At 70.1% G+C, this 22510-nt stretch carries 16 protein-coding genes; 9 read left to right on the top strand and 7 right to left on the bottom strand.

Translation table 11 applies throughout. The features are described 5' to 3' along the window. The first annotated feature begins 13 nt into the window (after window positions 1-13). The 5 genes from ACOYR3_RS01180 to ACOYR3_RS01200 all read left to right on the top strand — a co-directional run bounded on the left by ACOYR3_RS01180 (window position 14) and on the right by ACOYR3_RS01200 (window position 5008). Window positions 14-1552 carry a COG3014 family protein gene (locus ACOYR3_RS01180; protein ID WP_422844709.1) on the top strand — a complete coding sequence of 513 codons (1539 nt, stop codon included), beginning with the start codon at window positions 14-16 and terminating at the stop codon, window positions 1550-1552. A gap of 57 nt (window positions 1553-1609) precedes the next feature. Then, entirely contained in the window at window positions 1610-2008 is a 399-nt protein-coding gene (locus tag ACOYR3_RS01185; protein WP_422844710.1) for a YcfL family protein, read from the top strand. Window positions 2009-2136: 128 nt separating this feature from the next. Beyond that, the gene (gene lpoB, locus ACOYR3_RS01190; RefSeq protein ID WP_422844711.1) at window positions 2137-2751 is read left to right on the top strand and encodes a penicillin-binding protein activator LpoB; all 615 of its coding nucleotides are present in this window, start codon (window positions 2137-2139) and stop codon (window positions 2749-2751) included. A gap of 19 nt (window positions 2752-2770) precedes the next feature. After that, entirely contained in the window at window positions 2771-3733 is a 963-nt protein-coding gene (locus tag ACOYR3_RS01195) for a hypothetical protein (protein ID WP_422844712.1), read from the top strand. A gap of 120 nt (window positions 3734-3853) precedes the next feature. Beyond that, window positions 3854-5008 carry an alpha/beta hydrolase gene (locus tag ACOYR3_RS01200; RefSeq protein WP_422844713.1) on the top strand — a complete coding sequence of 385 codons (1155 nt, stop codon included), beginning with the start codon at window positions 3854-3856 and terminating at the stop codon, window positions 5006-5008. A 31-nt stretch (window positions 5009-5039) separates the two neighbouring features. Here the strand turns inward: ACOYR3_RS01200 and ACOYR3_RS01205 are convergent, their stop codons facing one another. Continuing rightward, on the bottom strand, window positions 5040-5771 hold the full coding sequence (locus ACOYR3_RS01205) for a hypothetical protein (protein ID WP_422844714.1): 732 nt from the start codon (window positions 5769-5771) through the stop codon (window positions 5040-5042). A 266-nt stretch (window positions 5772-6037) separates the two neighbouring features. Between ACOYR3_RS01205 and ACOYR3_RS01210 the strand changes: the two genes are divergently transcribed. Continuing rightward, window positions 6038-7132: a helix-turn-helix transcriptional regulator gene (locus tag ACOYR3_RS01210; RefSeq protein ID WP_422844715.1), complete on the top strand. Its 1095-nt coding sequence runs from the start codon at window positions 6038-6040 to the stop codon at window positions 7130-7132. A 64-nt stretch (window positions 7133-7196) separates the two neighbouring features. Here the strand turns inward: ACOYR3_RS01210 and ACOYR3_RS01215 are convergent, their stop codons facing one another. Continuing rightward, window positions 7197-8144, bottom strand: coding sequence for an AraC family transcriptional regulator (locus ACOYR3_RS01215; protein WP_422844716.1), 948 nt, complete (start codon window positions 8142-8144; stop codon window positions 7197-7199). A 65-nt stretch (window positions 8145-8209) separates the two neighbouring features. On the opposite strand from ACOYR3_RS01215, the gene ACOYR3_RS01220 reads away from it, so the two are divergent. The 3 genes from ACOYR3_RS01220 to ACOYR3_RS01230 all read left to right on the top strand — a co-directional run bounded on the left by ACOYR3_RS01220 (window position 8210) and on the right by ACOYR3_RS01230 (window position 13391). Further along, window positions 8210-9481, top strand: coding sequence for an MFS transporter (locus ACOYR3_RS01220; protein WP_422844717.1), 1272 nt, complete (start codon window positions 8210-8212; stop codon window positions 9479-9481). A 313-nt stretch (window positions 9482-9794) separates the two neighbouring features. Further along, window positions 9795-11660, top strand: a complete 1866-nt coding sequence (gene ggt / locus ACOYR3_RS01225; RefSeq protein ID WP_422844718.1) for a gamma-glutamyltransferase — start codon at window positions 9795-9797, stop codon at window positions 11658-11660. A 288-nt stretch (window positions 11661-11948) separates the two neighbouring features. Further along, the gene (locus ACOYR3_RS01230) at window positions 11949-13391 is read left to right on the top strand and encodes a hypothetical protein (RefSeq protein WP_422844719.1); all 1443 of its coding nucleotides are present in this window, start codon (window positions 11949-11951) and stop codon (window positions 13389-13391) included. Between the two features lie 143 nt (window positions 13392-13534). Here ACOYR3_RS01230 and ACOYR3_RS01235 read toward each other — a convergent pair whose 3' ends face one another. The 5 genes from ACOYR3_RS01235 to ACOYR3_RS01255 all read right to left on the bottom strand — a co-directional run bounded on the left by ACOYR3_RS01235 (window position 13535) and on the right by ACOYR3_RS01255 (window position 22354). Continuing rightward, on the bottom strand, window positions 13535-15769 hold the full coding sequence (locus ACOYR3_RS01235; RefSeq protein ID WP_422844720.1) for an NADP-dependent isocitrate dehydrogenase: 2235 nt from the start codon (window positions 15767-15769) through the stop codon (window positions 13535-13537). A gap of 204 nt (window positions 15770-15973) precedes the next feature. Further along, complete coding sequence (gene pdeM, locus ACOYR3_RS01240) at window positions 15974-16708, bottom strand: ligase-associated DNA damage response endonuclease PdeM (RefSeq protein WP_422844721.1); 735 nt, start codon at window positions 16706-16708, stop codon at window positions 15974-15976. 26 nt (window positions 16709-16734) lie between these two features. Continuing rightward, window positions 16735-19491: a ligase-associated DNA damage response DEXH box helicase gene (locus tag ACOYR3_RS01245; RefSeq protein WP_422844722.1), complete on the bottom strand. Its 2757-nt coding sequence runs from the start codon at window positions 19489-19491 to the stop codon at window positions 16735-16737. Further along, complete coding sequence (locus ACOYR3_RS01250) at window positions 19488-21281, bottom strand: ATP-dependent DNA ligase (protein WP_422844723.1); 1794 nt, start codon at window positions 21279-21281, stop codon at window positions 19488-19490. Before ACOYR3_RS01250 ends, ACOYR3_RS01245 begins: the two co-directional genes overlap by 4 nt. After that, window positions 21278-22354 (bottom strand): ligase-associated DNA damage response exonuclease, encoded by a 1077-nt coding sequence (locus ACOYR3_RS01255; protein WP_422846649.1) that lies wholly within the window; start codon window positions 22352-22354, stop codon window positions 21278-21280. The genes ACOYR3_RS01250 and ACOYR3_RS01255 overlap by 4 nt, the downstream gene beginning before the upstream one ends. Window positions 22355-22510 lie beyond the last annotated feature (156 nt).

Consider the following 22510-nt stretch of genomic DNA (forward strand, 5'->3'; position numbering starts at 1 on the left):
GCAAGGAGCATTGATGACGACCACCGCCTTCCCGCCCCGTTTCCGCCCGCGCCTCGTGTGGGCCCTGGCCCTCACCGCCGCCCTGACCGGCTGCGCCACCATGCAGAGCCACGACAAGCTGGCCACCGACATGCAGTCGGCCGGCCGCTCGGGCGGCATTCCGGCCGCGCTGGCCAGCCTGGAGAGCACGGCCAAGACGGAAGAGGAAAAGACCGCGCTGCTCTACAACCTGGAACGCGGCGAGCTGCTGCGCATGGACCGCCGCTACCCCGACAGCACCAACGCCTTCCTGCTGGCCGACAACAAGGTCAAGGAATGGGAAGAAACCGCCAAGACCAACCCCTCCAAGCTGATGGGCACCGTGGGCGCAGCCATCGTCAGCGAGCGCCTGAAGGTCTATGAAGGCCAGGACTATGAAAAGGTGTGGCTGACCACGCGCCTGGCCCTGAACCGCATGGCCGTCGGCGATTTTGAAAACGCCCGCGTGGACATCAAGCGCACGCATGAGCGCGAGGCCATCATTGCCGAGTTCCGCGCCAAGGAAACGCTGGCCGCTGAGGAAGAAGCCAAGTCCAAGGGTGCCACCTCGGGCGGCAAGGAGCTCAATGGCTACCCCGTGGAGACGCTCAACGACCCCGAGGTGCTGGCGCTGAAGAACGGCTACTCGAACGCGCTGTCGCACTACCTGGCCGGCTTCCTGTACGAAATGCTCAACGAGCCCGGCCTGGCTGCGCCCGGCTACCGCAAGGCCATCGAGCTCAAGCCCGACACCCCCGTGCTCGAAGAAGGCCTGCGCGGCCTGGACCAGCGCACGGGCTTCACCTGGAAGCGCCGCCAGCGCATGACCGACGTGCTCTTCCTGGTGGAGGCGGGCGACGCACCGGCCCGCAAGCCCAAAGCGTTCACCGTGCCCGTGCCCACCGGCCGCGGCCTGGTGACGGCCAGCATTTCCTACCCCGTGATCGAGCCGTCCAAGGACGCCCCGCTCACGGTGATCTCCGCCGCCGGCACGGACCTCAAGCTGGAAAAGGTGGTGGACGTGAACGTGATGGCGCGCCGCGCGCTCAAGGACGAAATGCCCGGCATGGTGCTGCGCGGCTTCACCCGCGCCGTGGCCAAGGGCGTGCTGCAGAACGAGCTGCAAAAGCGCGGCGGCCTGATCGGCGGCATCATCGGCGCGGCCGCCTCGGTGGCCACCGAACAGGCCGACGACCGCATGTGGCGCATGCTGCCCGGCCGCGTGTATGTGGCCCGCGGCTACCTGCCGCCCGGCGAGCATGTGGTGAGCGTGAACGGCCGCCAGCTGCCCCAGCCCATCAAGATCGACGGCCAGTACGCCCTGGTGCCCCTGCGCCTGTACGACAACAGCGTTCTGACCGGCGACGTGGCCATGCTGGGCCAGCTGCCCGCCGTGGCCGCGGCCCCGCAGCCTGCCGCCGCAGAAACCACCACGACCGTGCGCACGACGACGACCACCACCACCAGCCGCACGCGTTCGGCGCCCAAGGGCACGGTCAAGTCCACGTCCACCGCGCCGGCTGCCAAGAACTGAGTCCGCCATCCATCCACCGCCGTATCCATTGATCCGCCTTTTTTCGAGGAACCTGGCATGAAAGTCCGTTTGTTGGCCCTCGCGGCCGCCACCGTGGCGCTGGCTGGCGCCGCCACCACCGCCAGCGCACAGCTGCACGATCCGGCCACCCCGCTGGCCGTGGCCTCCAAGATCGCCCTGCGCGGCGAGGCCAACAGCATCGCCGTGCGCGAGATGCGCATCGTGCGCAAGAACGACATCCTGGTCGTGCAGGCCGACATGGCCAACATGGGCCGCACCGACCGCACCGTGTTCTACCGCTTCAAGTGGCTGGACAACGTGGGCAACCAGGTGGGCGACGGCGAATCGTGGAAGCAGATGACCGTGCTGGGCCTGGGCCAGCAGACCGTGAAGAGCGTGGCGCCGACCAGCGCTGCCGTGGATTTGCGCCTTGAAATGAACGTGGAGGCTCGCTGAGGCGCTGCCATTCTCTGAACAGAAAAATCCGTTCATGCTGAGCCTGTCGAAGCACCGCGCAAGGCTTCGACAGGCTCAGCCCGAACGGTTGTGATGTACCGAACGCGAAACCGCATGAGGAGCCAACTATGACAACCCAACCCATCCAGCGCACTGCGCTCATCCTGGCCTTTGCCGCCAGCACCCTGGCCCTGTCGGCCTGCCAGAACCTGTCCTCGCCCACCGTGCGTTTCGACCGCCAGGTCAACTACGGCGACGCCAAGGCCGTGGAGCTGGTGACCAACGAGTTCGGCTCCACCGACCTGCAGATGATTGCCGAGAAGATGACCGGCGGCCTGCTCGAAACCGGCATCTTCCAGGGCCGCCCCACGGTGACCATTTCCACCGTCAAGAACAAGACCAGCGAGTACATCGACACCACCAACGTGATGAACTCCATCCAGACCGCGCTGGTCAAGTCCGGCAAGGTGCGCTTCGTGCGCTCCATCAACGAGATGCAGGCTGGCGTGGACGAGCTGCAGCGCCAGAACCAGAGCGGCCTGTACAAGCAGGGCACCACCGCCAAGGTCGGCCAGATGACGGCCGCCAAGTACAGCATGGAGGGCGAGCTGACCAGCATCGTCAAGCAGAACAACACGACCAAGGACGTGTACTACAAGTTCACGCTGAAGCTGTTTGATGTGCAGGAAGGCACGATCGAGTGGCAGGACGAGAAAGAGATTCGCAAGACCAGCAAGCGCTGATCTGCCTAAGGAGCACACCATGCAACGCAGAACCACCTTGCACACGGCCCTGGCCGTGATCGCGGCCACCACGCTGGCCTGGGGCGCGGGCGCGCAGGCGCAGCAGCCGGGCGCGGCCCCCAAGATCGCCGTGACCGACCTGGCCTACGCCCAGCGCGTGTCCGAATACTTCGTGGCCGGCACGTACCAGCGCAGCAGCCAGATGAGCGCGCAGGGCAGCCAGGGCGGCGGCTACAGCCACGGCATGTACGGCGGCGGGGGCTCGTACTCGGGCCAGCAGTCCATGCAGGCGTCCGAGCAGGCCAGCGGCACCTATGTGGCCGGGCGCTACAGCTACATCGAGCAGCGCGAGCTGGGCGGCTACACCAACGACATCAAGGGCGCCATCCTGCAGGGCACCTACTTCAAGCTGGTGCAGGGCAAGGGCTTTGATGCCGGCAAGCCCCAGCCCAGCAAGGCCGAGCAGGTGCTCAACCAGGTGCAGGGCGGCAAGATGGCCACGCCGCAGGTGCAGCCCCAGGTCAACGACGTGATCGCCCGCATCAAGAAGGGCGAGTTCAACGGCGCCGACTACGTGCTCTTCGGCGTGGTCTCCAGCATCGAGTTCACCGACGCGCTCTCGCCCCTGCAAGGCACCACCAGCGCCACGCGCCAATACGGCCTGCAGCTGCTGGCCGACTTCTCGCTCATCAACACCAAGACGTACGAGATCAAGGCCGCGTTCTCCGCCCAGGGCGAGGGCAACGACACCAAGATCCTGTCCAACCGCGGCGACATCGCCCCGCCCAACCGTGCCAAGGTGATGCGCGAAACCTCGCTGTCGCTGGCGCAGGACGTGTACCAGCAGCTCGCCATGCAGCTGGGCTACTCCGACCCGAACCTGGCCCGCGGCGTGCGCCCCGCGCCCGTGTACCCCCAGGGCGGCCAGCCCATGCCCATGCCCGTGCCCCAGCAGCCCGAGCAGGTCATCATCCTGAAGTAGCGGGCTGGCAGCGCGCCCCTGAAGGGGCTGGCGGGATTCCGGCAGCATTCGCCGGCCCTGCCGGCGCGCTGCGCCGCAGCCCTTGGCCTCAAGGCCGCGCAGTCGTGCCAGACTTCAGGGGTGCGTGATCTAAAAAAACTTCTTGCTGGTGCCGCAGCATCCCTGCGGCGTCCGGGCCGCGCGCTGCTGGCCCTGGTCGTGGCCCCGGCGGCCGTCCTGGCCCTGGGCGGGTGCGCCGCACCGCCGCCGTTCTACGCGGCCGCGGCCTCCGAATCGCTGGCGGATGTGTATGGCAAGGAAGCCTCTTCCGGGGCTTCCGCCGAGTCCTCTCCCGGTGTCTCCCCCGGGGGCTCTTCTACGCCCGCCCAGGCGCCTGCAGCGCCCGTCCCCAGCCCTTCCGACCCCGTCTTTGCCCTCCACCCGCTGCCTGGCGTGGGCGGCGCCACGCTGCAAGCCCTGGTGCGCGATGCGCGCACGGTGCCGCAGCGCTACCGGGTCATCGTCATCCCCGGTTCGGGTTGCGCCGGGATGGGCCGCATTGCCGACCGCTACTTCGCGGGCCTGCTGCATGCGCAGGTGCTGGTGCTGCACAAGCCGGGCGTGGACCCGCAGGCGCGCACCGCACCGGGCGACTGCGGCCGCGACTTCGTGCAGCAGGACCGCTTGTCCACCTGGCTTGCGCATGCGCGGGCGGCCCTGCAGGCCGATGCGCGGGAACGCGCGCAGGCGGGCGCTCCGGCGCTGCCGCAGCTGCTGGTGGGGATCTCCGAAGGCGCAGAGCTGCTGCCGGCGCTGGCGCCCGAGGTGCCGCAGCTGGCGGGCCTGGTGGTGCTGTCCTCCAGCGGGCTGGACCCCCAGGAGGCCGGGGCCCTGCAGGCGCAACGCCTGGAGGCGCAGGCCGACTGGCAGGCCCTGGGCGAGGCCCAGGCGGGCGGGCGGGCCGACAGCGCGGTGCTGCAGGGCCGCAGCCTGGGGTATTGGCGCGATCTGTGGAGCTGGCCCCTGACCTTGCCGCTGGTGCAAAGCCCCTGGCCGCTCCTGCAGGTGTGGGGCAGCGAGGACGCCCTGGTGCCAGCTGCCGCGTACGAGCGCTTTGCACGCCTCGCCGCCGTGCGGACGGTGCCGTACTGCGGCCGCCGCCTGGACGGTGCCGACCATGGCCTGCAGCGCCGCGCGGAAGGCATGGATGCCGTGCAGCTGGTGTGGTCCTGGGTCGAGCAATGGGCCCGCACCCCATCGGGCGGGCTGTGCGGGCCGCTGCTGCTGCAGCCCTGACGCCCGCGCGCCGGGCATCCCATCGCCCGATTCATTCCAACCCTGCGGGCAAGCGCCTTGCAGGGCGGTTTGCGGCGTTGCGGCGCAACCTGCGTGCGCCCAACCCGCCGGCCGCCAGGCCCAGCAGCGCCAGGCCGGGCACCGACAGCGCTGGCACCGGCGTGGCAGAGGGCGGTGCCGGCGGCGGGACTGCCGTGGCGGCGCAGGGGCCTGAGAAGGGCCGGGGAGCGCTCCATGCGCCCGGGGCCATGGCCACGCCGCCGCCGGCATCGCCAAAGCTCGCCTCGGCGTCCGTGTCCCAGCGGATGTAGAGGACGTAGTTGGCATCGTTGGCATACCAGCGCACAAAGCTGCCCAGCGAGATGCCCGTCGCGTTCGCTGCGCCCGGGGTGCTGCTGTTGGCGCGGGCGGCGAGCCGGGAAAACACGGACGCCAGCGCACCCGCCCCATCGGTGGTGATGGCGCCGTCCGCCATCGAGGGCGGCGCGATGGCCAGGTCGTGCGCGATGGCCACATCCCCGGTCGTGTTCATGCGCCACAGGGCGCACGTCAGGTGTGCGCCGGTCCAGGTCTGGTTCACGGCGGAGGCTCCGCCGTTGTCGAAGACCAGGGTCAGGCGGTAGGGCTCGCCGTCGTTGATCTGGGCAAACTCGGACTCGGAAACCGTGCCGGTATAGGTGATGGCATAAGGCTCGGCCAGGACGGGGGTGGATGCCGCGAGCAGCAGCGGCAGCAGCGTACGGCGCAAGGTGGTGGGGATCATGGGTCTGTGGGTAGTGTTGTGTGTTGGGGCGCTTTCCGATCGGCTGTCTGACGCCATTGCATGCAGAGCAAATTCAGGCCGGTGCAACCCGCCCCCCGGGCGCCGCAGCGCAGGCCGGACGACGCTCCGGGGGACATGGATGAGCCTACGGAGCGGGGCCGCGCGCATCCCCACCCTGGCGGGGTGGGGTGGCAGAAAATAAGATGTGCGAAGTTGGCGAGGCGTGCTGCGGCGCGCTTGCTTGCAAAAAAACGCACAACAACACCATGCCCATCCAGCGCCGAATCCAGCGGCAGGCGATGGCGCGCCTGCACCAGATGGCGTGCCTTGACGTCAACGGCCCGCAGCTCATTGCCGCGGTCTTCAAGGAGCTGCACCACCTTGTCGGTTTCGACCACGGGGGGTATTTCTATCCGGGCAGCGATGGGGATCTGGAGGTCTTCATGGAGGCCCCTCAGATGAGCGCCCTCATGCCGACGTATTTCGACAACCGGCTGCTGGAGAGCGAGCGCAAGGTGGTGAGCCGCAGCGCGCGGTTTTTCAGCGAGGCGGTGCGCAGCGAATACGGGCCGCAAATGCTGGACCGGCTCATCAAGGTGCCCTGGGCCGAGTTCCAGCGCAGCGATTTCTACAACGTGGTGGTGCGGCCCGGGGGCATCCGCGACTGTGTGAGCCTGGTGCTGCGCACGCCGCAGGGCGCGGGCGTGGGGGCCCTCAAGCTCTACCGGTCTGCATCGTCGCCCTGGTTTCGCCGCGAGGAGATTGCCGTCCTGGCACAGGTCGAGTCCTGCCTGGCGCGCGCCCTGCAGTACGGCGAGATGGACACGGAAGACAGCGTCGTGCAGGACAGCGCGCTGCTGGTCACCACGCCCATGGGGAAGCTGCTGTGGCTTTCTCCCCAGGCCGAGGCGTTGATGGCGCAGGCGTTCGGTCCGCGCTGGCGCAGCCGCACCGAGCTGCCGCCCGCGCTGCAGCTGCTGCTGCAGCGCCTGCACTGCGCGGGCACGCAGGGCCCGGTGTCCGCGCTGCCCCAGATGGAACTGCGCAATGCCAGCGGCTGGTTCTCGCTGCGCGCCACGGCGCTGGCGGCTGCGGCGGGCCAGGGCGCGGCCGTGGGCATCCACATCGTCCAGCGGGTGGCGCGCGCGGCCCGGCTGCTGCCGGCGCTGCAGGCGCTGGGGTTGCCCCAGCGGCAGCACGAACTGGCCTACTGGCTCGCGCGCGGGCTGCCCGAATCGCAGATCGCCGCACGCATGGGGGTCAGCGCCAATACGCTGGTCTACCACCGCCGGCAGCTGTACCTGCGCCTGGCGGTGAACAACCGCCAGGAGCTGCTGGCGCAGATTGCAGGCAGCGCCTAGAAATTTCTTCGCAGGGCTCTGTCGCGCCGCAGACCCTGGCGGCCGGGGGAGCGCGGCGGCCCGATCAGGCCCCGGGCTCTGCAGCCCCCGCAGCCTGCTGGCCGAAGAACCGCCCCGGCGGCATGCCCACCGTGCGGCGGACCATCGCGCTGAAGGCGCTCGGGCTGTAGCCCAGTTCGGCGGCAATGTGCCCCATGGGCATGCGCCCCGCAGCCAGGGCCACGGCCTTGGCCAGGATCACCTGCTGGCGCCACTGGGTGAAGGTGCCGCCCAGCTCCGCGCGAAACAGCCGCGCCACGGTGCGCGGGCTGGCGCCGGTGTCTTGCGCCCAGTCGGCCAGGGTTTCATGGCGGGTGGGGTCGGCCAGCACGGCTTCGCACAGGTGCAGCAGGCGCTTGTCCTGTGGCAGGTCCACGCCCAGCTTCACGGCGGCGGCGTGGGCCAGTTCGTCGCGGATGAGGGCGCTCAGGTGCTGCTCGCGCTGCCGCCCGGCCGCCGTGAGCGCCGGGCCGCCGTCGGGGGCCGTGGGCATTTCGCGCACCAGGGCGCGCAGCAGGTCGGACACCTCCAGCACCCGGCACTGCCGCCAGTGGGCCGGGGCCGCGGCGGCATCGGCGGCGCCCTCGCGCGCCGCGCCCAGGGCACCAGGGCCGCACCGGCCGCGCGGCTGGTGGAAATACAGCGTGCGCAGGTCCGCGTCTTCCACCATGGTCACGGCATGTTCCACGCCGGGCGGGATCCACAGCGCGCGCGAGGGCGGCACGATGTAGGTGCCGTGGCTCACCGTCAGGCGGATCACGCCGGTGGTCGAGATGGCCACCTGCGCCCAGGGGTGGCTGTGCGGCATCACCTGCGTGTCGGCGGCCAGCCAGCGCAGCTTGGCGCGCACGGGGCGCGCGCTGGTGGGCACGAACAGCTCGGGCGTGAGCGAGTCCACGTAGGCGACCCCCCGCCGCTCCCGGGGCACCACGGCGGCGGCGAAGTGCGGGGGCGGTGAGGCGGGTGTTGGCATGTTTGCGACAGAAGTTGTCCGTCTATCGTAAACCTGCCGCGGCCGGCCTGCCTAAGATCAAGTCCATGACCCAGCCTTCCGCCCCCCAAGCCTCCACGCCGGCGCCCCTGCGCCAGGATGCCCGCACGATCGGACTGATCGGCCTGGCCCATGGCAGCTCCCACTTCTTCCACATGCTGCTGCCGCCGCTGTTCCCGTGGCTGATCGGTGAATTCGGCTTCAGCTATTCCGAGCTGGGGCTCCTGGTTTCCGTGTTCTTCGTCATCTCGGGCGTGGGCCAGGCGCTGTCGGGCTTTCTGGTGGACCGGGTCGGCGCCCGGCCGGTGATGTTCTTTGCGCTGTCGAGTTTTGCGGCCGCCGGCCTCACGGCGGGCACGGCGCAGGGCTACACCGGCCTGCTGGTGGCCGCTGCGCTGGCGGGGCTGGGCAACGCGCCGTTCCACCCGGTGGACTTCACCATCCTGAACAAGCGGGTGTCGCCGCAGCGGCTGGGCCACGGCTTCTCGGTGCACGGCATCAGCGGCAACCTCGGCTGGGCCACGGCGCCCGTCTTCATGGCGGGCATTGCCACGGCCACCGGCTCGTGGCGCACGGCCTGCCTGTGCGGCGGCCTGCTGGCCCTCACGGTGCTGGCCATCATGGTCTGGAACCGCGACGCACTCGATGACCGCCAGGGCGCCTGGGCGCACCAGGCCAAGGGCGGCGCAGCGGCGGCCCAACCCGAGCACCCCATGGCCTTCCTCAAGCTGCCCTCGGTGTGGCTGTGCTTTTCGTTCTTCTTCTGGAGCACCTGCGCGCTCAGCGCCATCCAGAGCTTTGCCAGCCCGGCACTGCAGTCCATGTACGGCCTGCCGCTGAGCGTGACGGCCATGGTCGTCACCGGCTACATGCTGTGCGGCGCGGCGGGCATGCTGGTGGGCGGCTTCCTGGTGGGGCGCGTGCAGCGGCTCGAAAAGATCATCTCCGTGTGCCTGCTCGGCTCGGCCGCGCTGCTGGTGGTGGTGGCTTCCGGGCTGCTGCCCGGCATGGCGGCGCTGGTCGTGGCCTCGGTGGCCGGGCTGGGCACGGGCCTGGCCGGCCCTTCGCGCGACATGCTGATCAAGCGGGCCGCGCCCCCCGGCGCCACGGGCCGCGTGTATGGCACGGTGTACTCGGGCCTGGACCTGGGCTTTTGCCTGGCGGCGCCGGTGTTCGGCGCCATGCTGGACCACGGCATGACGGCGGGCATCTTCTACGGCTCGGCCCTGACCCTGGGCCTGAGCGTGGTGTCGGCGGCGCTCGTGGGCGTGGGGGTGGCGGCGCGGGCTGCGCGGCCCGCCATGGCCACGGCCTCCTGATGCCTCCGGGGGCCCTTGCTTGCGCGCAGGGCCCGGCTCCTGCCGTAGAGGGGGCTGTGCCGTGGGGGCCTGTCGCGGTGCAGGGACTGCTGTGCAAAAAAACGCCAGCGCACGCACAATGTTTTACGGATCCGTAAGAACGTTTCAGGAGCCTGCCCAAAAAGACACTTTGGCGAGGCTCTCAAAAATCGCTGAAGCACCTTCATGCCGCTGGCATGGAACCTGCGGCCGCCACCGGGGCGGTGGTGCCGCACTGGGCGCGTGCACCGGATTCGCACAACAACGTCATACCCACAGCACAGGAGAACCAGCCATGTCCCTCATCACCCGTCGCCGGGCCTTGCATGCCACGCTCAGTGCCCTTGCGGCCGCCACCCTTGTCGCCTGCGGCGGCGGCTCCGGCCTGGCACTGCAGCCGGAGCCTGGCGAGCAGTACGTGCCGCCCGAACCGCCCTCGGGCTACACGCCCAAGGCCATCGCGTACGCCAACAAGGACATGGTCTCGGCCGCCAACCCGCTGGCCGTGAAGGCGGGGGTGGACATCCTGGCCAAGGGGGGCTCCGCCGTGGATGCCGCCATTGCGGTGCAGATGGTGCTGAACCTGGTGGAGCCGCAGTCCTCGGGCATCGGCGGCGGCGCGTTCATGCTGCACTACGACAAGGGCGCCAGCAAGCTGCTGGCCTACGATGGCCGTGAAACCGCACCTGCCAAGGCCACGCCCGACCAGTTCATCGGTGCCGATGGCAAGCCGCTGGCCTTCCTCAACGCCGTGGATGGCGGCCTGTCCGTGGGCACCCCGGGCCTGCTGCGCATGCTGGAGGCCGCGCACAAGGCCCATGGCAAGCTGCCGTGGAAGGACCTGTTCGAGCCCGCCATCCAGCTCAGCGAAAACGGCTTCCCCATCTCGCAGCGCATGAGCGTGTCCATCGCCGGCTCGGCCGCGCGCATCAAGGCGCAGGGCGAGCCCGGCGCCAGCTACTTCCTTAACGCCGACGGCACGGCCAAGGCCACCGGCACGCTGCTCAAGAACCCCGAGCTGGCCGCCACCTTCCGCGCCATTGCCGCGGGAGGGGCCGACGCGTTTTACAAGGGAGCGATCGCGGCCGACATCGTGGCCAAGGTCACCCAGCACCCCACCAACCCGGGCCGCCTGTCGCTGGACGATCTGGCAGGCTACACGCACAAGGTGCGCGAGCCCGTATGCGGCGTGTACCGCGTGCAGTACCGGGTGTGCGGCATGCCGGCCCCCAGCTCGGGCGGCATCGCGGTGCTGCAGACGCTGGGCATCCTGCAGAACTTCGATGTGGCGGCCCTCAAGCCCAACACGCTCGACTCCGTGCACCTGGTCTCGGAAGCCTACCGCCTGGCCTATGCAGACCGGGCGCTGTACGTGGCCGATCCGGACTTCGTGAACGTGCCGCAGGACGGCCTCGTCAACCCGGCCTACCTGAACAGCCGCGCCAAGCTCATCCGCATGGACCAGACCCTCGGCTCGCCCGCGGCCGGCACGCCCCCGGGCGTGGCCGTGGCCCTGGGCAAGGACACCTCGCCCAGCCTGCCCTCCACCAGCCACATGTCCATCGTGGACCGCAATGGCAATGTCGTCTCCATGACCACCACCATCGAAAACGGCTTCGGCAGTCTGCAGATGGTGCGCGGCTTCCTGCTGAACAACCAGCTCACCGACTTCTCGTTCACCGCCACGGATGGTGCGGGCAAGCCTATCGCCAACAGCGTGCAGGCCGGCAAGCGCCCCCGCAGCTCCATGGCCCCCACGGTGATCTTCAACGCCGCCACGGGCGATGTGGAAGGCGTGATCGGCTCGCCCGGCGGCAGCGCCATCATCCAGTACACCGCCAAGTCCATCATCGGCCTGGCCGACTGGGGCCTGAACGTGCAGCAGGCCATCAACCTGCCCAACTTTGGCGCGCAGACCAACGCCACCACCTCGCTGGAAAAGGGCTCGGTGATCGACACGGCCGCCCTGCGCGACGGCCTCAAGGCACGGGGCCACACCGTGGCGCAGACGGACAGCTTCACCAGCGGCCTGCATGGCGTGGTGTTCAACGGCGTGCGCGCCAGCGGCCAGACCGGGCTGTTCGCCCGCAATCCCGCCGCAGGCACCTACGCCGGCGGCGCCGACCCGCGCCGTGAGGGGATTGCGGCAGGCAACAACTAGGGATCCTCTTCACGAATCATCGCGCCGTGTGCATCTGCGGACTCGGGCGGTCTGCGGCGTTGCAAAACCTCGCAATAGCGACGGCTATTGCTGCGTTTTGCGCCTTGCAGCCCCTCTCGATCCGCAGCGCACACTTTCCGCTCGATTCGTGCAGAGCATCCCTAGGGCCTCCTGCACGCGGTACGCACCGCGTGCAGCGCCGCGTTCGCCAGCGCGAAGGCCGCTGGCGCCAGCCCCGGCCCGGTTTCTCGGCTGGCGTCGCGGCCCCCATCCAGGAGGCATCTGTCCATGAACGCATCCATCCGTTCGCAGGCTGCAGGCGCCTGCCGTCCCTGCCTCCGCGCAGCGTTGCGCCCCGCGCGGGCTTTGGGCCTGCTGGTGGCTGCTGCGCTGGCGGCCTGTTCCACACCGCCTCCGCAGGCGGCGGCGCCTGCGGGGCAGGGCGTGGGGGTGCCTGATGCCCGTGCCGAGGCCGCCCCGCAAAGAACCGCCTGCCCGCCGGCCCTGGCGCCCATCGCGCGCTGCCTGTCGGGCCAGGACTCCGCGGGCGCCTACTACCTGATCGCCCTGCCGCAGCAATGGAACGGCCACCTGGTGCTGCACGCCCATGGCGGCCCGGCCTTGGGCGCGCCCAAGAGGGAGCGGTCGGTGGAAGACCTGGAGCGCTGGTCCGTCATGGTGCGCGCCGGGTATGCCTGGGCGGGCAGCACCTTCCGCCAGGGCGGCGTGGCGGTGCGCGCCGCGGCCGAGGACACCGAGCGGCTGCGGCAGATCTTCGTGCGCCACGTGGCCCAGCCGCAGCGCACCATCCTCCACGGCCAGTCCTGGGGCGCCAGCGTGGCGGCCAAGGGGGCCGAGATGTTCACCACCACCGCTGACGGCAAGCGCCCCTACGACGCCGTGCTGCTCACCAGCGGCGTGCTGGCGGGCGGCACGCGCTCGTACGACTTCCGCACCGACCTGCGGGTGGTCTACCAGTCCCTGTGCCACAACCACCCCCGGCCCGGCGAGGCGCAGTACCCGCTGAACATCGGCCTGCCTGCCGATGCGGCGATGACCCCGGCCGACCTGGCCGCACGCGTGAACGAATGCCTGGCGCTGAACAAGCCCGCGGCCGAGCGCACGCCCGGGCAGCAGCGCAAGGTCCAAACCATCGTGGACGTGATCCGCATCCCGGCCAGCTCCCTCCAGAGCCACCTGAACTGGGCCACCTTCCACTTCCGCGACGTGGTGCAGCACCGCACGGGCGGCGCCAGCCCGTTTGGCAACGTGGGCGCGCAGTACCAGGGCTCGCCCGACGACGCAGCGCTGAACGCCGCCGTGCTGCGCTACCGTGCCGACCCCGGTGCCGTGGCGCGCTTTGCCGAGGACACGGACCTCACGGGCCGCATCCTCGTGCCCGTTCTCACCGTCAAGGGCGTGGACGACCCCACGGCCTTTGTCGAGCTGGATGCGGCCTTCAGGCAGACCATGGAGCGCGGCGGCAGCGCGGCGCGCCTGGTGCAGACCTTCACCCGCCACGCCACGCACAGCTACCTGAGCGACCCGACCTACCCCACGCTGATGGCCGCGCTGCTGCGCTGGGTGGACATGGGCGAAAAGCCCACGCCCGAGGGCATGGCCCGCCAGTGCCCCGCGTTCGAGGCCACGTTCGGCAAGGGCTGCGCCTTTGTGCCCGCGTATGTGCCCGCGCCGCTGGAAAGCCGGGTTGCGGAGCGCGCGCGCCCGTAAGCGTCTGCAGCGCACCCCCAAAGCACAAAGGCCCCGCTCGAAAGCGGGGCCTTTGTGTTCTGATGCTACTGTTTTGATAGCTGCCAGCGCTTACTGGGTAAGCGCTGGAGCCTGATTTGGCTTGAGTCCGCCGGGCGGCCAGATTACTTCACCGTTTCCAGGGCGGCGTTCAGCGTCTTGCTGGGGCGCATCACGGCATCCAGCTTGGCCAGGTCGGGCAGGTAGTAGCCGCCGATGTCGGCCGCATGGCCTTGCACGGCGTTCAGCTCGTCGACGATCTTCTGCTCGTTCTCGGTCAGCTGCTTGGCCAGGGGCGCGAACTTGGCGGCCAGTTCGGCATCCTCGGTCTGCGCGGCCAGTTCCTGCGCCCAGTACAGGGCCAGGTAGAACTGGCTGCCGCGGTTGTCCAGCTGGCCCGTCTTGGGGCTGGGGTTCTTGTTGTTGTCCAGGAGCTTGCCCGTGGCGGCGTCCAGCGTCTTGGCCAGCAGCTTGGCGCGGGGGTTGTTGTTCTTCAGGCCCAGGTCTTCCAGCGACACGGCCAGGGCCAGGAACTCGCCCAGGCTGTCCCAGCGCAGGTGGTTTTCTTCCACCAGCTGCTGCACGTGCTTGGGCGCGGAGCCGCCGGCACCCGTCTCGTACATGCCGCCACCGGCCATCAGCGGCACGATGGACAGCATCTTGGCCGAGGTGCCCAGTTCCATGATGGGGAACAGGTCGGTCAGGTAGTCGCGCAGGATGTTGCCGGTGGCGCTGATGGTGTCCAGGCCGCGGATCACGCGCTCCAGCGTGTAGCGCATCGCACGCACCTGGCTCATGATCTGGATGTCCAGGCCGGTGGTGTTGTGCTCGTGCAGGTACATCTTGACCTTGGTGATGAGCTGCGCTTCGTGCGGACGGTACGAGTCGAGCCAGAACACCACGGGCATGCCGGAGTTGCGGGCGCGGTTCACGGCCAGCTTCACCCAGTCGCGGATGGCGGCGTCCTTGACCTGGCACATGCGCCAGATGTCGCCGGCTTCCACGTTTTGCGACAGCAGCACCTCGCCGGTGGCCAGGTCGGTGATGTTGGCCACGCCGTCTTCGGGGATCTCGAAGGTCTTGTCGTGCGAGCCGTACTCTTCGGCCTGCTGGGCCATCAGGCCCACGTTGGGCACGGTGCCCATGGTCTTGGGGTCGAACGCGCCGTGCCACTTGCAGAAGTTGATGATCTCCTGGTAGATGCGGGCGAAGGTCGACTCGGGCATCACGGCCTTCACGTCCTTCAGGCGGCCGTTGGCGTCCCACATCTTGCCGCCGTTGCGGATCATGGCGGGCATGGAGGCGTCCACGATGATGTCGTTGGGCGAGTGGAAGTTGGTGATGCCCTTGGCAGAGTCCACCATGGCCAGCTCGGGGCGGTTCTCGTGGCAGGCGTGCAGGTCGCGCTTGATCTCGTCGCGCTGGCTTTGCGGCAGGGCCTCGATCTTGTTGTACAGATCGACCATGCCATTGTTCACGTTCACGCCCAGCTCTTCGAAGGTCTTGGCGTGTTTCTCGAACGCTTCCTTGTAGAAGATCTTCACGCAGTGGCCGAACACGATGGGGTGCGACACCTTCATCATCGTTGCCTTCACGTGCAGCGAGAACATCACGCCGGTCTTGCGCGCGTCTTCGATTTCCTTCTCGTAGAAGGCCAGCAGGGCCTTCTTGCTCATGAACATGCTGTCGATCACTTCGCGGTCGAGCAGGCTGACCTTGGGCTTCAGGATGATGGTCTTGCCGCTCTTGGTGATCAGCTCCATCTTCACGTCGCGGGCGCGGTCCAGCGTCATGGACTTTTCGCCGTGGTAGAAGTCGCCGGCGTGCATGTGCGACACGTGCGAGCGCGAGGCCTGGCTCCACTCGGCCATGCTGTGCGGGTTCTTGCGCGCGTATTCCTTAACGGCCTTGGGCGCGCGGCGGTCGGAGTTGCCTTCGCGCAGCACGGGGTTCACGGCCGAGCCGATGCACTTGCCGTAGCGGGCCTTGATTTCCTTTTCCTTGTCGTCCTTGGGCTGGTCGGGGTAGTCCGGCAGCGCGTAGCCCTTGGCCTGCAGCTCGGCGATGGCGGCCTTGAGCTGGGAGACGGAGGCGGAGATGTTGGGCAGCTTGATGATGTTGGCGTCGGGCTGCAGCGTCTTCTTGCCCAGGTCGGCCAGGTTGTTGGGAACGCGCTGTTCCTCGGTCAGGTAGTCGGGGAACTCGCCCAGCACGCGGGCGGCCACCGAGATGTCGCTCTCCAGCACGCTGATGCCCGCCGGCGCCGCGAACGTGCGGACGATGGGCAGGAAGGAGGCCGTGGCGAGGCGGGGGGCCTCGTCGGTCAGGGTGTAGATGATGGATGGTTGCTGGGTCGTCATGGCTTGTCTCTCGAAACGGAGTAAGTAGATGCCCCGCCGGCGGCGCGCGCAACGGGTCAAATGCGGATGCTCGGTGATTCTCCTTGCTCAGGCCTGTCGGGCCCCCTCATTTTTGCAATCGAATCTCATAATGCAAAATTTTCATGGGCGGGACGCACTTTTTTTCACTAAAACGGTGGTAGCAGGCCGGCATGCCGGCGCCGTTCAGGCGGCGGGCGGCACACGGACCACCTGGCCCGGCGCGGCCGCGAACGGCCGCCAGTGGCGGGGCAGCGCCACCGGCGACGCCCCGGTGAACGCCCCGAACGCCGGCAGCACCAGCTGCCCGTCGCCCCAGCCAAAGCAGGGCGCGCTGAGCGTGTCGTGCGCCCGCCCGCGCAGGCGCACCACGGGATGCCAGTGCCCGGCCAGCACGGTGTGGCCCGCCACGGCCTGGGGGTGGTGGCAGGCCAGCACGGGCGCGCCCGGCACGGGCGGCCAGGGCTCGTCCACCCGTGCCATGGCGAGCTGCGCCGGCGGATCGCCCGCGTGCCGGTCGTGGTTGCCGCGCACCAGCGTCATCTGCACGGCGGCGTGGCGGGCGCGCCAGGGCCGCAGCTGTTTCCACAGCCCTTCTTCCGCGCCGCTGCGTGCGTGCAGGAAGTCGCCCAGAAACACCAGGCGCCGCGCGCCCGTGGCAGCCAGCACGGCATCCAGCCGCGCCAGGTTGCCGGCCGTGGTGCCATGCGGCACGGGCTGGCCCGCGCGGCGAAACGCCGCCGCCTTGCCGAAGTGCACGTCGGCCACGAACACGCTGCCGGCCGCAGGCCACCACACGGCACGTTCGGGCAGCAGCCACAGCAGGGTGCCGCAGGGCAGGGTGAGCGGGCAGGCGCCCGCAGGCGGGGTCTGCGGGGGCGTTGCGGCGATGAAGTGATCGGGTGCGTTCACCAGCGGCATTGTGGTGCGCGCTGGCGCTGGCGGCTTCAAAACCCGTGCCGGCCGCGGGGGTGCCGCACAGGGCTGCGCGGGCCCGCATCGCGCCGGGCACGCCGCTGTGCGGAGGGCTTGTCGGGCTCGTCCCAGGTCAGGTCTGCAGCGTGGACCGTCGTGGGGACCAGGTGCGTGCCGGTGGTTTCGTCGGCCGCCTGCTCCAGCGCCTGCACCATGCGGGCCAGCCGGTCGGCCAGGGTCTCGGTGCTCAGGCGCTCGCGAAAGCGCTCCACCATCAGCGGCAGGGCAAACGGGGTGGGGCGCTCGATGGCGTGCACGCTCAGCGCCTTCGCCTGCATGCTGCGCAGGGTGCGGGCCAGGCGCTCCATGTCCAGCTCCTGCGCCAGCAGCTCGGCGCGGGCCTGGGCCAGCAGCAGGTTGCCGGGGTCGTACTGCGCGAACACGTCGTAGTACAGCGAGGATGACGCCTGCAGCTGCCGGCTGCTGCGCTGCTCGCCCGGGTGGCTCTGGAAGATCAGGCCCGCGATGCGCGCGATCTCGCGAAAGCGCCGGCGTGCCATCTCGGTGGCGTTCAGGCTGGCCAGCACCTCGTCCTCCAGCCCTTGCCCCACGGCGGTGGGGGTGCCCTCGCCGATCAGGCGCGGCAGCAGCGCGGCCCAGTCGATGGGCTTGGCCGACAGCAGCTCCAGCCCGTAGTCGTTGACGGCAATGGAGAACGTGTTGGCCACCTGCTGCGATGCACGCCAGGCCAGCAGCCCGGCCAGCCCCAGGTGCACCAGGCGGCCCGCCAGGGGGTACAGGTACAGGTGCCAGCCCTCGCGCGTGTGCAGCGTCTCGGCCACCAGGCGGCCGGGCGTGGGCAGGGCCGACCAGGCATGCTGCAGCTCCAGCAGCGGGCGGGCGCAGCGCATCTCGGGCGTGGCATACACGCCGCGCTCGGCCTGCTCCAGAACCTCCAGCATGGCGTCGGCCAGCGTGTTGGACAGCGGCATGCGCCCGCCATTCCAGCGCGGCAGCGCGGCGCTGCCCTTGGGGGCCACGCGCACATAGGCCGTCATCTGCTGGGTGCGCACCAGCTCCAGCAGGCGGCCCGCGAACATGAACACGTCGCCGGGCCTGAGGCGCGCGATGAAGCTCTCTTCCACCGAGCCCAGCCGCCCGCCGCTCACGAACTGCACCTGCATGCTCGCATCGCTCACGATGGTGCCGATGTTGCTGCGGTGGCGGCGCGCCAGCCGCGCATCGGGCACGCGCCACATGCCGTCCTCGTCGGGCACCACGCGGTGAAAATCCGGGTAAGTCGCCAGCGACGCGCCGCCCTGGCGCACGAACTGCAGCGCCCACTGCCAGTCGTTGTCGGCCAGTTGCGCATAGGCGGGTGCGCGGCGCACTTCGGCCAGCAGCGTGCCGGGCACAAAGCCGCCGCCCAGCGCGATCGTCACCAAGTGCTGCACCAGCACGTCGAGCGGCGCGCGGGGCGAATGCCGGTCCTCGATGCGGCCCTGCGCCAGCGCACGCCGCGCGGCGGCGGCCTCCACCAGCTCCAGGCTGTGCGTGGGCACCAGCGTGATGCTCGATGTGCGCCCCGGTGCATGGCCCGAGCGGCCCGCGCGCTGCACCAGCCGCGCCACCCCCTTGGCCGAGCCGATCTGCAGCACCTGCTCCACCGGCAGAAAGTCCACGCCCAGGTCCAGGCTGGACGTGCAGACCACCGCCTTCAGCGTGCCCGTCTTGAGCCCGCCTTCCACCCAGGTGCGCACCTCCTGGCTCAGCGATCCGTGGTGCAGCGCCAGCATGCCCGCCCAGTCGGGCCGCGATTCCAGCAGCGCCTGGTACCAGCGCTCGGCCTGCGAGCGGGTGTTGGTGAACACCAGCGTGGACGCACACGCCTCGATGGCCTGCACCACCTGCGGCAGCAGGCTCAGGCCCATGTGGCCCGCCCATGCAAAGCGGTCGGCCCGCGCGGGCAGCATCACCTGCACGTCCAGCCGCTTGTCGATGCGCCCCTGCACCAGCACCGCCGGAGGTGCTGGTGCGGCGCCGGGCGCTGGGTGGGGCAGCAGCGTCTGAAGCGCTTCGGCCAGGTTGCCCAGCGTGGCCGACATGCCCCACACCTGCAGCTGCGGGTTCCAGCCCGACAGGCGCGCCAACGCCAGCTGCACCTGCACGCCGCGCTTGTTGCCCACCAGCTCATGCCACTCGTCCACCACCACCAGACGCACAGAGCCCAGCCGCTCGTGCGCGTCGGCCCGCGCCAGCAGCAGCGACACGCTCTCGGGCGTGGTCACCAGCACCGTGGGCAGCCGGCGGTCCTGCGCGGCGCGCTCGCCGCTGGCGGTGTCGCCGGTGCGCAGGCCGCTGGTCCACGTGGGCGCCAGGCCGGGCAGGGGGGCCTGCAGCGCGCGCAGCGTGTCGGCCGCCAGGGCGCGCATGGGGGTGATCCACAGCACGGTGAGGGGCGGGGCGGCGGCGCGGTGGGCGCGCAGTGCGGTGGCTTCGACAAGCTCAGCCCGGACGGGCGGGGATGGAGCTTGCTGCACCCCGGCTTCGACAGGCTCAGCCCGAACGGGTGGGGTGTGTGCCAGGTGCTGCAATGCGCCCAGCCACACAGCATAGGTCTTGCCCGCGCCCGTGGTGGCGTGCAGCAGGCCCGAGCGGCCTTCGCCCAGGGCCTGCCATACCTCGCGCTGGAAGCCGAAGGGCTGCCAGCCGCGCGCGGCCATCCAGGCGTCGGCGGCGCCGGGGGCCTTGGCGGGCGCGGGCCTGCGGGGACGCCGCGCCGTGCTCATGGGCGGGCGTCCGGCAGCAGGGCGGCCAGGGTCTGCAGCGTGTCGGCCTCGGCCACGGGCTTGTCCTGCCGCCAGCGCAGCATGCGCGGGAAGCGCACCGCAATGCCGCTCTTGTGGCGCGGGCTCTTCGCAATGCCCTCGAAGCCCAGCTCGAAGACCTGCGTGGCCTCCACGCTGCGCACGGGGCCAAAGGTCTCGCGCGTGGTCTTGCGCACGATGGCGTCCACCTGGGCGATCTCCGCATCGGTGAGGCCCGAGTACGCCTTGGCAAAGGGCACGAGCTGCCGCTCTTGGTCCTCCGGCGGGCCGCTCCACACCGCAAAGGTGTAGTCGGTGTACAGGCTCGCGCGCCGGCCGTGGCCGCGCTGGGCGTAGAGGAGCACGGCGTCCACGCTCATGGGGTCGATCTTCCACTTCCACCACACGCCCACGTCCTTGGTGCGGCCCACGCCGTAGCGCGCATCGCGGTGCTTGAGCATGAAGCCCTCGGTGCCCAGGCCGCGCGCGGCCTCGCGCTGGCGGGCCAGGTCCGGCCAGTCCGCGCCGTGCAGCAGGGGGCTCAGGCGCAGGGTGTTGGGAGATGGCGCAGTGGTGGAGGCAAGCTCCGATGTTGGGGAAGGCGCCAGTTTGAACTCATCCAGCCGTTCGGACTGAGCTTGTCGAAGTCCTGCGCCGCGCTTCGACAGGCTCAGCGTGAACGGTGCGGGGGGCTCCACGAGGCCCTCCAGCAGCGCACGCCGCGCGTGCTGCGGAGTCTGGCGCAGGTCCTGCCCCGCATGCTCCAGCAGGTCGTAGCAGACCAGCACCACGGGCAGTTCGCGCAGCAGCTTGGGGCCCAGGGTCTTGCGGCCCAGGCGCTTTTGCAGGTCGGCAAAGGGGCGGGGCCGGGGCTCCTCCGGCAGCCACACCAGGATCTCGCCGTCCACCACGGTGCCGCCGGGCCACTGGGCCAGCGCGGCCTCGGCCAGCTCGGGAAAGCGGTCGGTCACCAGCTCTTCGCCGCGCGACCACAGCCACACGGCGCCGGCCCGGCGCACGATCTGCGCGCGGATGCCATCCCACTTCCACTCCACCTGCCAGTCCTGCACCGCGCCCAGCAAAGCGGGCATGTCGGCCACGGGCTGGTTGAAGGGGTGGGCCAGGAAAAACGGGTAGGGGTGCCCTGCCGCGCTGTCGTCCGGCGCGTTGTCCTCCGCGCCCTCGGCAGGCGCCACCAGCCCTGTGTAGTCGGCGGCCCGGGGCTGCCGCCCGATCTGCGTGTAGCCCATCAGCCGGTGCGCGATGCGCTTGGCGTCCACTCCGCTCACGGCGGCCAGCGCCTGCGTGACCTGCAGGCGCGACACGCCCACGCGGAAGTTGCCGGTGATGAGCTTGAAGTACACAAAGCGCTGTTCCGCCGCCAGCATGCCCCACTGCGCGCGCAGCCGGGCGTCGGCCTCCTCGGGCGGCAGGGCGCGCAGCGGCAGCAGCTGCGCCATCCATTCGGCCAGCGGCAGGTCCACCGCCTGCGCGGGCGGGGGCAGCAGCAGGGCCAGGGTTTCGGCCAGGTCGCCCACGGCCTCGTAGCTTTCGTCAAACAGCCATTCGGGCAGGCCGGCAGCCTGCTGCGCCAGGGCCTTGAGGCGCTTGGTAGGCACCATCTGGCGCGGCTTGCCGCCCGCGAGGAAGTACACGGCCCAGGCCGCGTCGCCCGCGGGCGCCACGCGCAGGTAGGCCACCAGCGCTGCCTGCTTGGCCGACTGCGCGGTGGTGGCGTCGAGCGCCTGGAAGAGGGCGGCGAACTGCTTCATGGCGCGGCCTCTCCGGGCGCGGGCGCGTCGGCTTGCGCAGTGGCCGGTTCGGGCGCTGCAGCGGCGTCGTCCTCGTTGTCGTCGTCCGCGCCGTATTCGGTGGCAAACACCTGGGCGTCCAGCCCCTGTTCGCACAGCCAGCGCACCATCACCGCCGTGCTGCCGTGCGTGACGATCACGCGTTCGGCCCCGGTGGCGCCAATGGCCTGCAGCAGGCCGGGCCAGTCGGCGTGGTCGCTCATCACAAAGCCCCGGTCCACGCCCCGGCGGCGGCGGGCGCCGCGCACCAGCATCCAGCCGCTGGCAAAGGCATCGGAATGCTCACCAAAGCGCTTGAGCCACGGCGTGCCCGCGGCCGAGGGCGGGGCGATCACGAGGGCGCGGCGCAGCAGGTCTTTGGTCACGCCAGGGTCCGTCACGCGCAGCGTGGGCGGCAGGGCCACGCCGGCCGCGCGGTACACGGCATTCAGCGGCTCCACCGCGCCATGCACCACGATGGGCCCGGTGCCGGCGTCTACCCCGTGCAGCAGGCGCTGGGCCTTGCCAAACGCATAGGCAAACAGCACGCTGGCCCGGCCCGCCGCCGCGTTGGCGGCCCACCAGGCATTGATGTCGGCCAACAGCGCGGGCTGCGCCGGCCAGCGGTAGATGGGCAGGCCAAAGGTGGATTCGGTGATGAAGGTGTGGCAGCGCACCGGCTCGAACGGCGGGCAGGTGCCGTCGCGCTCCAGCTTGTAGTCGCCCGAGGCCACCCACACCTGGCCGCCGTGTTCGATGCGCACCTGGGCCGAGCCCAGCACATGCCCGGCCGGGTGCAGCGACAGCGTCACGCCCTGGTGGCCGATGGCTTGGCCGTAGGCCAGCGTCTGCAGCGCGATGCCGGCGCCCAGCCGGTTGCGCAGCGTGCCCGCGCTGCCCTCGTGTGCCAGGTAGTGGGCCGAGCCCCTGCGCGCGTGGTCGGAATGCGCATGCGTGATCACGGCCCGCTCCACCGGCCGCCAGGGGTCGATGTAGAAGTCCCCGGGCGGGCAGTACAGGCCTTCGGGGCGGTGGACGATCAGGTCGCTGGGCATGGCGTGAACGGGCACGGCTGTGCGTGCGGATTATGAATAAAAAACGGCTCCAGCGCTTTGCTGGTAAGCGCTGGCTGCTATCAATACAAGAGCAAACATCGGAAGCCCCGGTTGTGTTGTGGCCGAAACCCTTGCCATCATGGCGGCCCGTGAAAC

The sequence above is a fragment of the Acidovorax sp. M2(2025) genome, assembly GCF_049330835.1.
In the GTDB taxonomy this organism is placed as follows: Bacteria; Pseudomonadota; Gammaproteobacteria; order Burkholderiales; family Burkholderiaceae_C; genus Acidovorax.

Coding starts and splice junctions, on each gene's coding strand:
- ACOYR3_RS01180 (WP_422844709.1), top strand. CDS start 14: ATGACGACCACCGCCTTCCCGCCCCGTTTCCGCCCGCGCCTCGTGTGG.
- ACOYR3_RS01185 (WP_422844710.1), top strand. CDS start 1,610: ATGAAAGTCCGTTTGTTGGCCCTCGCGGCCGCCACCGTGGCGCTGGCT.
- lpoB (WP_422844711.1), top strand. CDS start 2,137: ATGACAACCCAACCCATCCAGCGCACTGCGCTCATCCTGGCCTTTGCC.
- ACOYR3_RS01195 (WP_422844712.1), top strand. CDS start 2,771: ATGCAACGCAGAACCACCTTGCACACGGCCCTGGCCGTGATCGCGGCC.
- ACOYR3_RS01205 (WP_422844714.1), bottom strand. CDS start 5,771: ATGATCCCCACCACCTTGCGCCGTACGCTGCTGCCGCTGCTGCTCGCG.
- ACOYR3_RS01210 (WP_422844715.1), top strand. CDS start 6,038: ATGCCCATCCAGCGCCGAATCCAGCGGCAGGCGATGGCGCGCCTGCAC.
- ACOYR3_RS01215 (WP_422844716.1), bottom strand. CDS start 8,144: ATGCCAACACCCGCCTCACCGCCCCCGCACTTCGCCGCCGCCGTGGTG.
- ACOYR3_RS01220 (WP_422844717.1), top strand. CDS start 8,210: ATGACCCAGCCTTCCGCCCCCCAAGCCTCCACGCCGGCGCCCCTGCGC.
- ggt (WP_422844718.1), top strand. CDS start 9,795: ATGTCCCTCATCACCCGTCGCCGGGCCTTGCATGCCACGCTCAGTGCC.
- ACOYR3_RS01230 (WP_422844719.1), top strand. CDS start 11,949: ATGAACGCATCCATCCGTTCGCAGGCTGCAGGCGCCTGCCGTCCCTGC.
- ACOYR3_RS01235 (WP_422844720.1), bottom strand. CDS start 15,769: ATGACGACCCAGCAACCATCCATCATCTACACCCTGACCGACGAGGCC.
- pdeM (WP_422844721.1), bottom strand. CDS start 16,708: ATGCCGCTGGTGAACGCACCCGATCACTTCATCGCCGCAACGCCCCCG.
- ACOYR3_RS01245 (WP_422844722.1), bottom strand. CDS start 19,491: ATGAGCACGGCGCGGCGTCCCCGCAGGCCCGCGCCCGCCAAGGCCCCC.
- ACOYR3_RS01250 (WP_422844723.1), bottom strand. CDS start 21,281: ATGAAGCAGTTCGCCGCCCTCTTCCAGGCGCTCGACGCCACCACCGCG.
- ACOYR3_RS01255 (WP_422846649.1), bottom strand. CDS start 22,354: ATGCCCAGCGACCTGATCGTCCACCGCCCCGAAGGCCTGTACTGCCCG.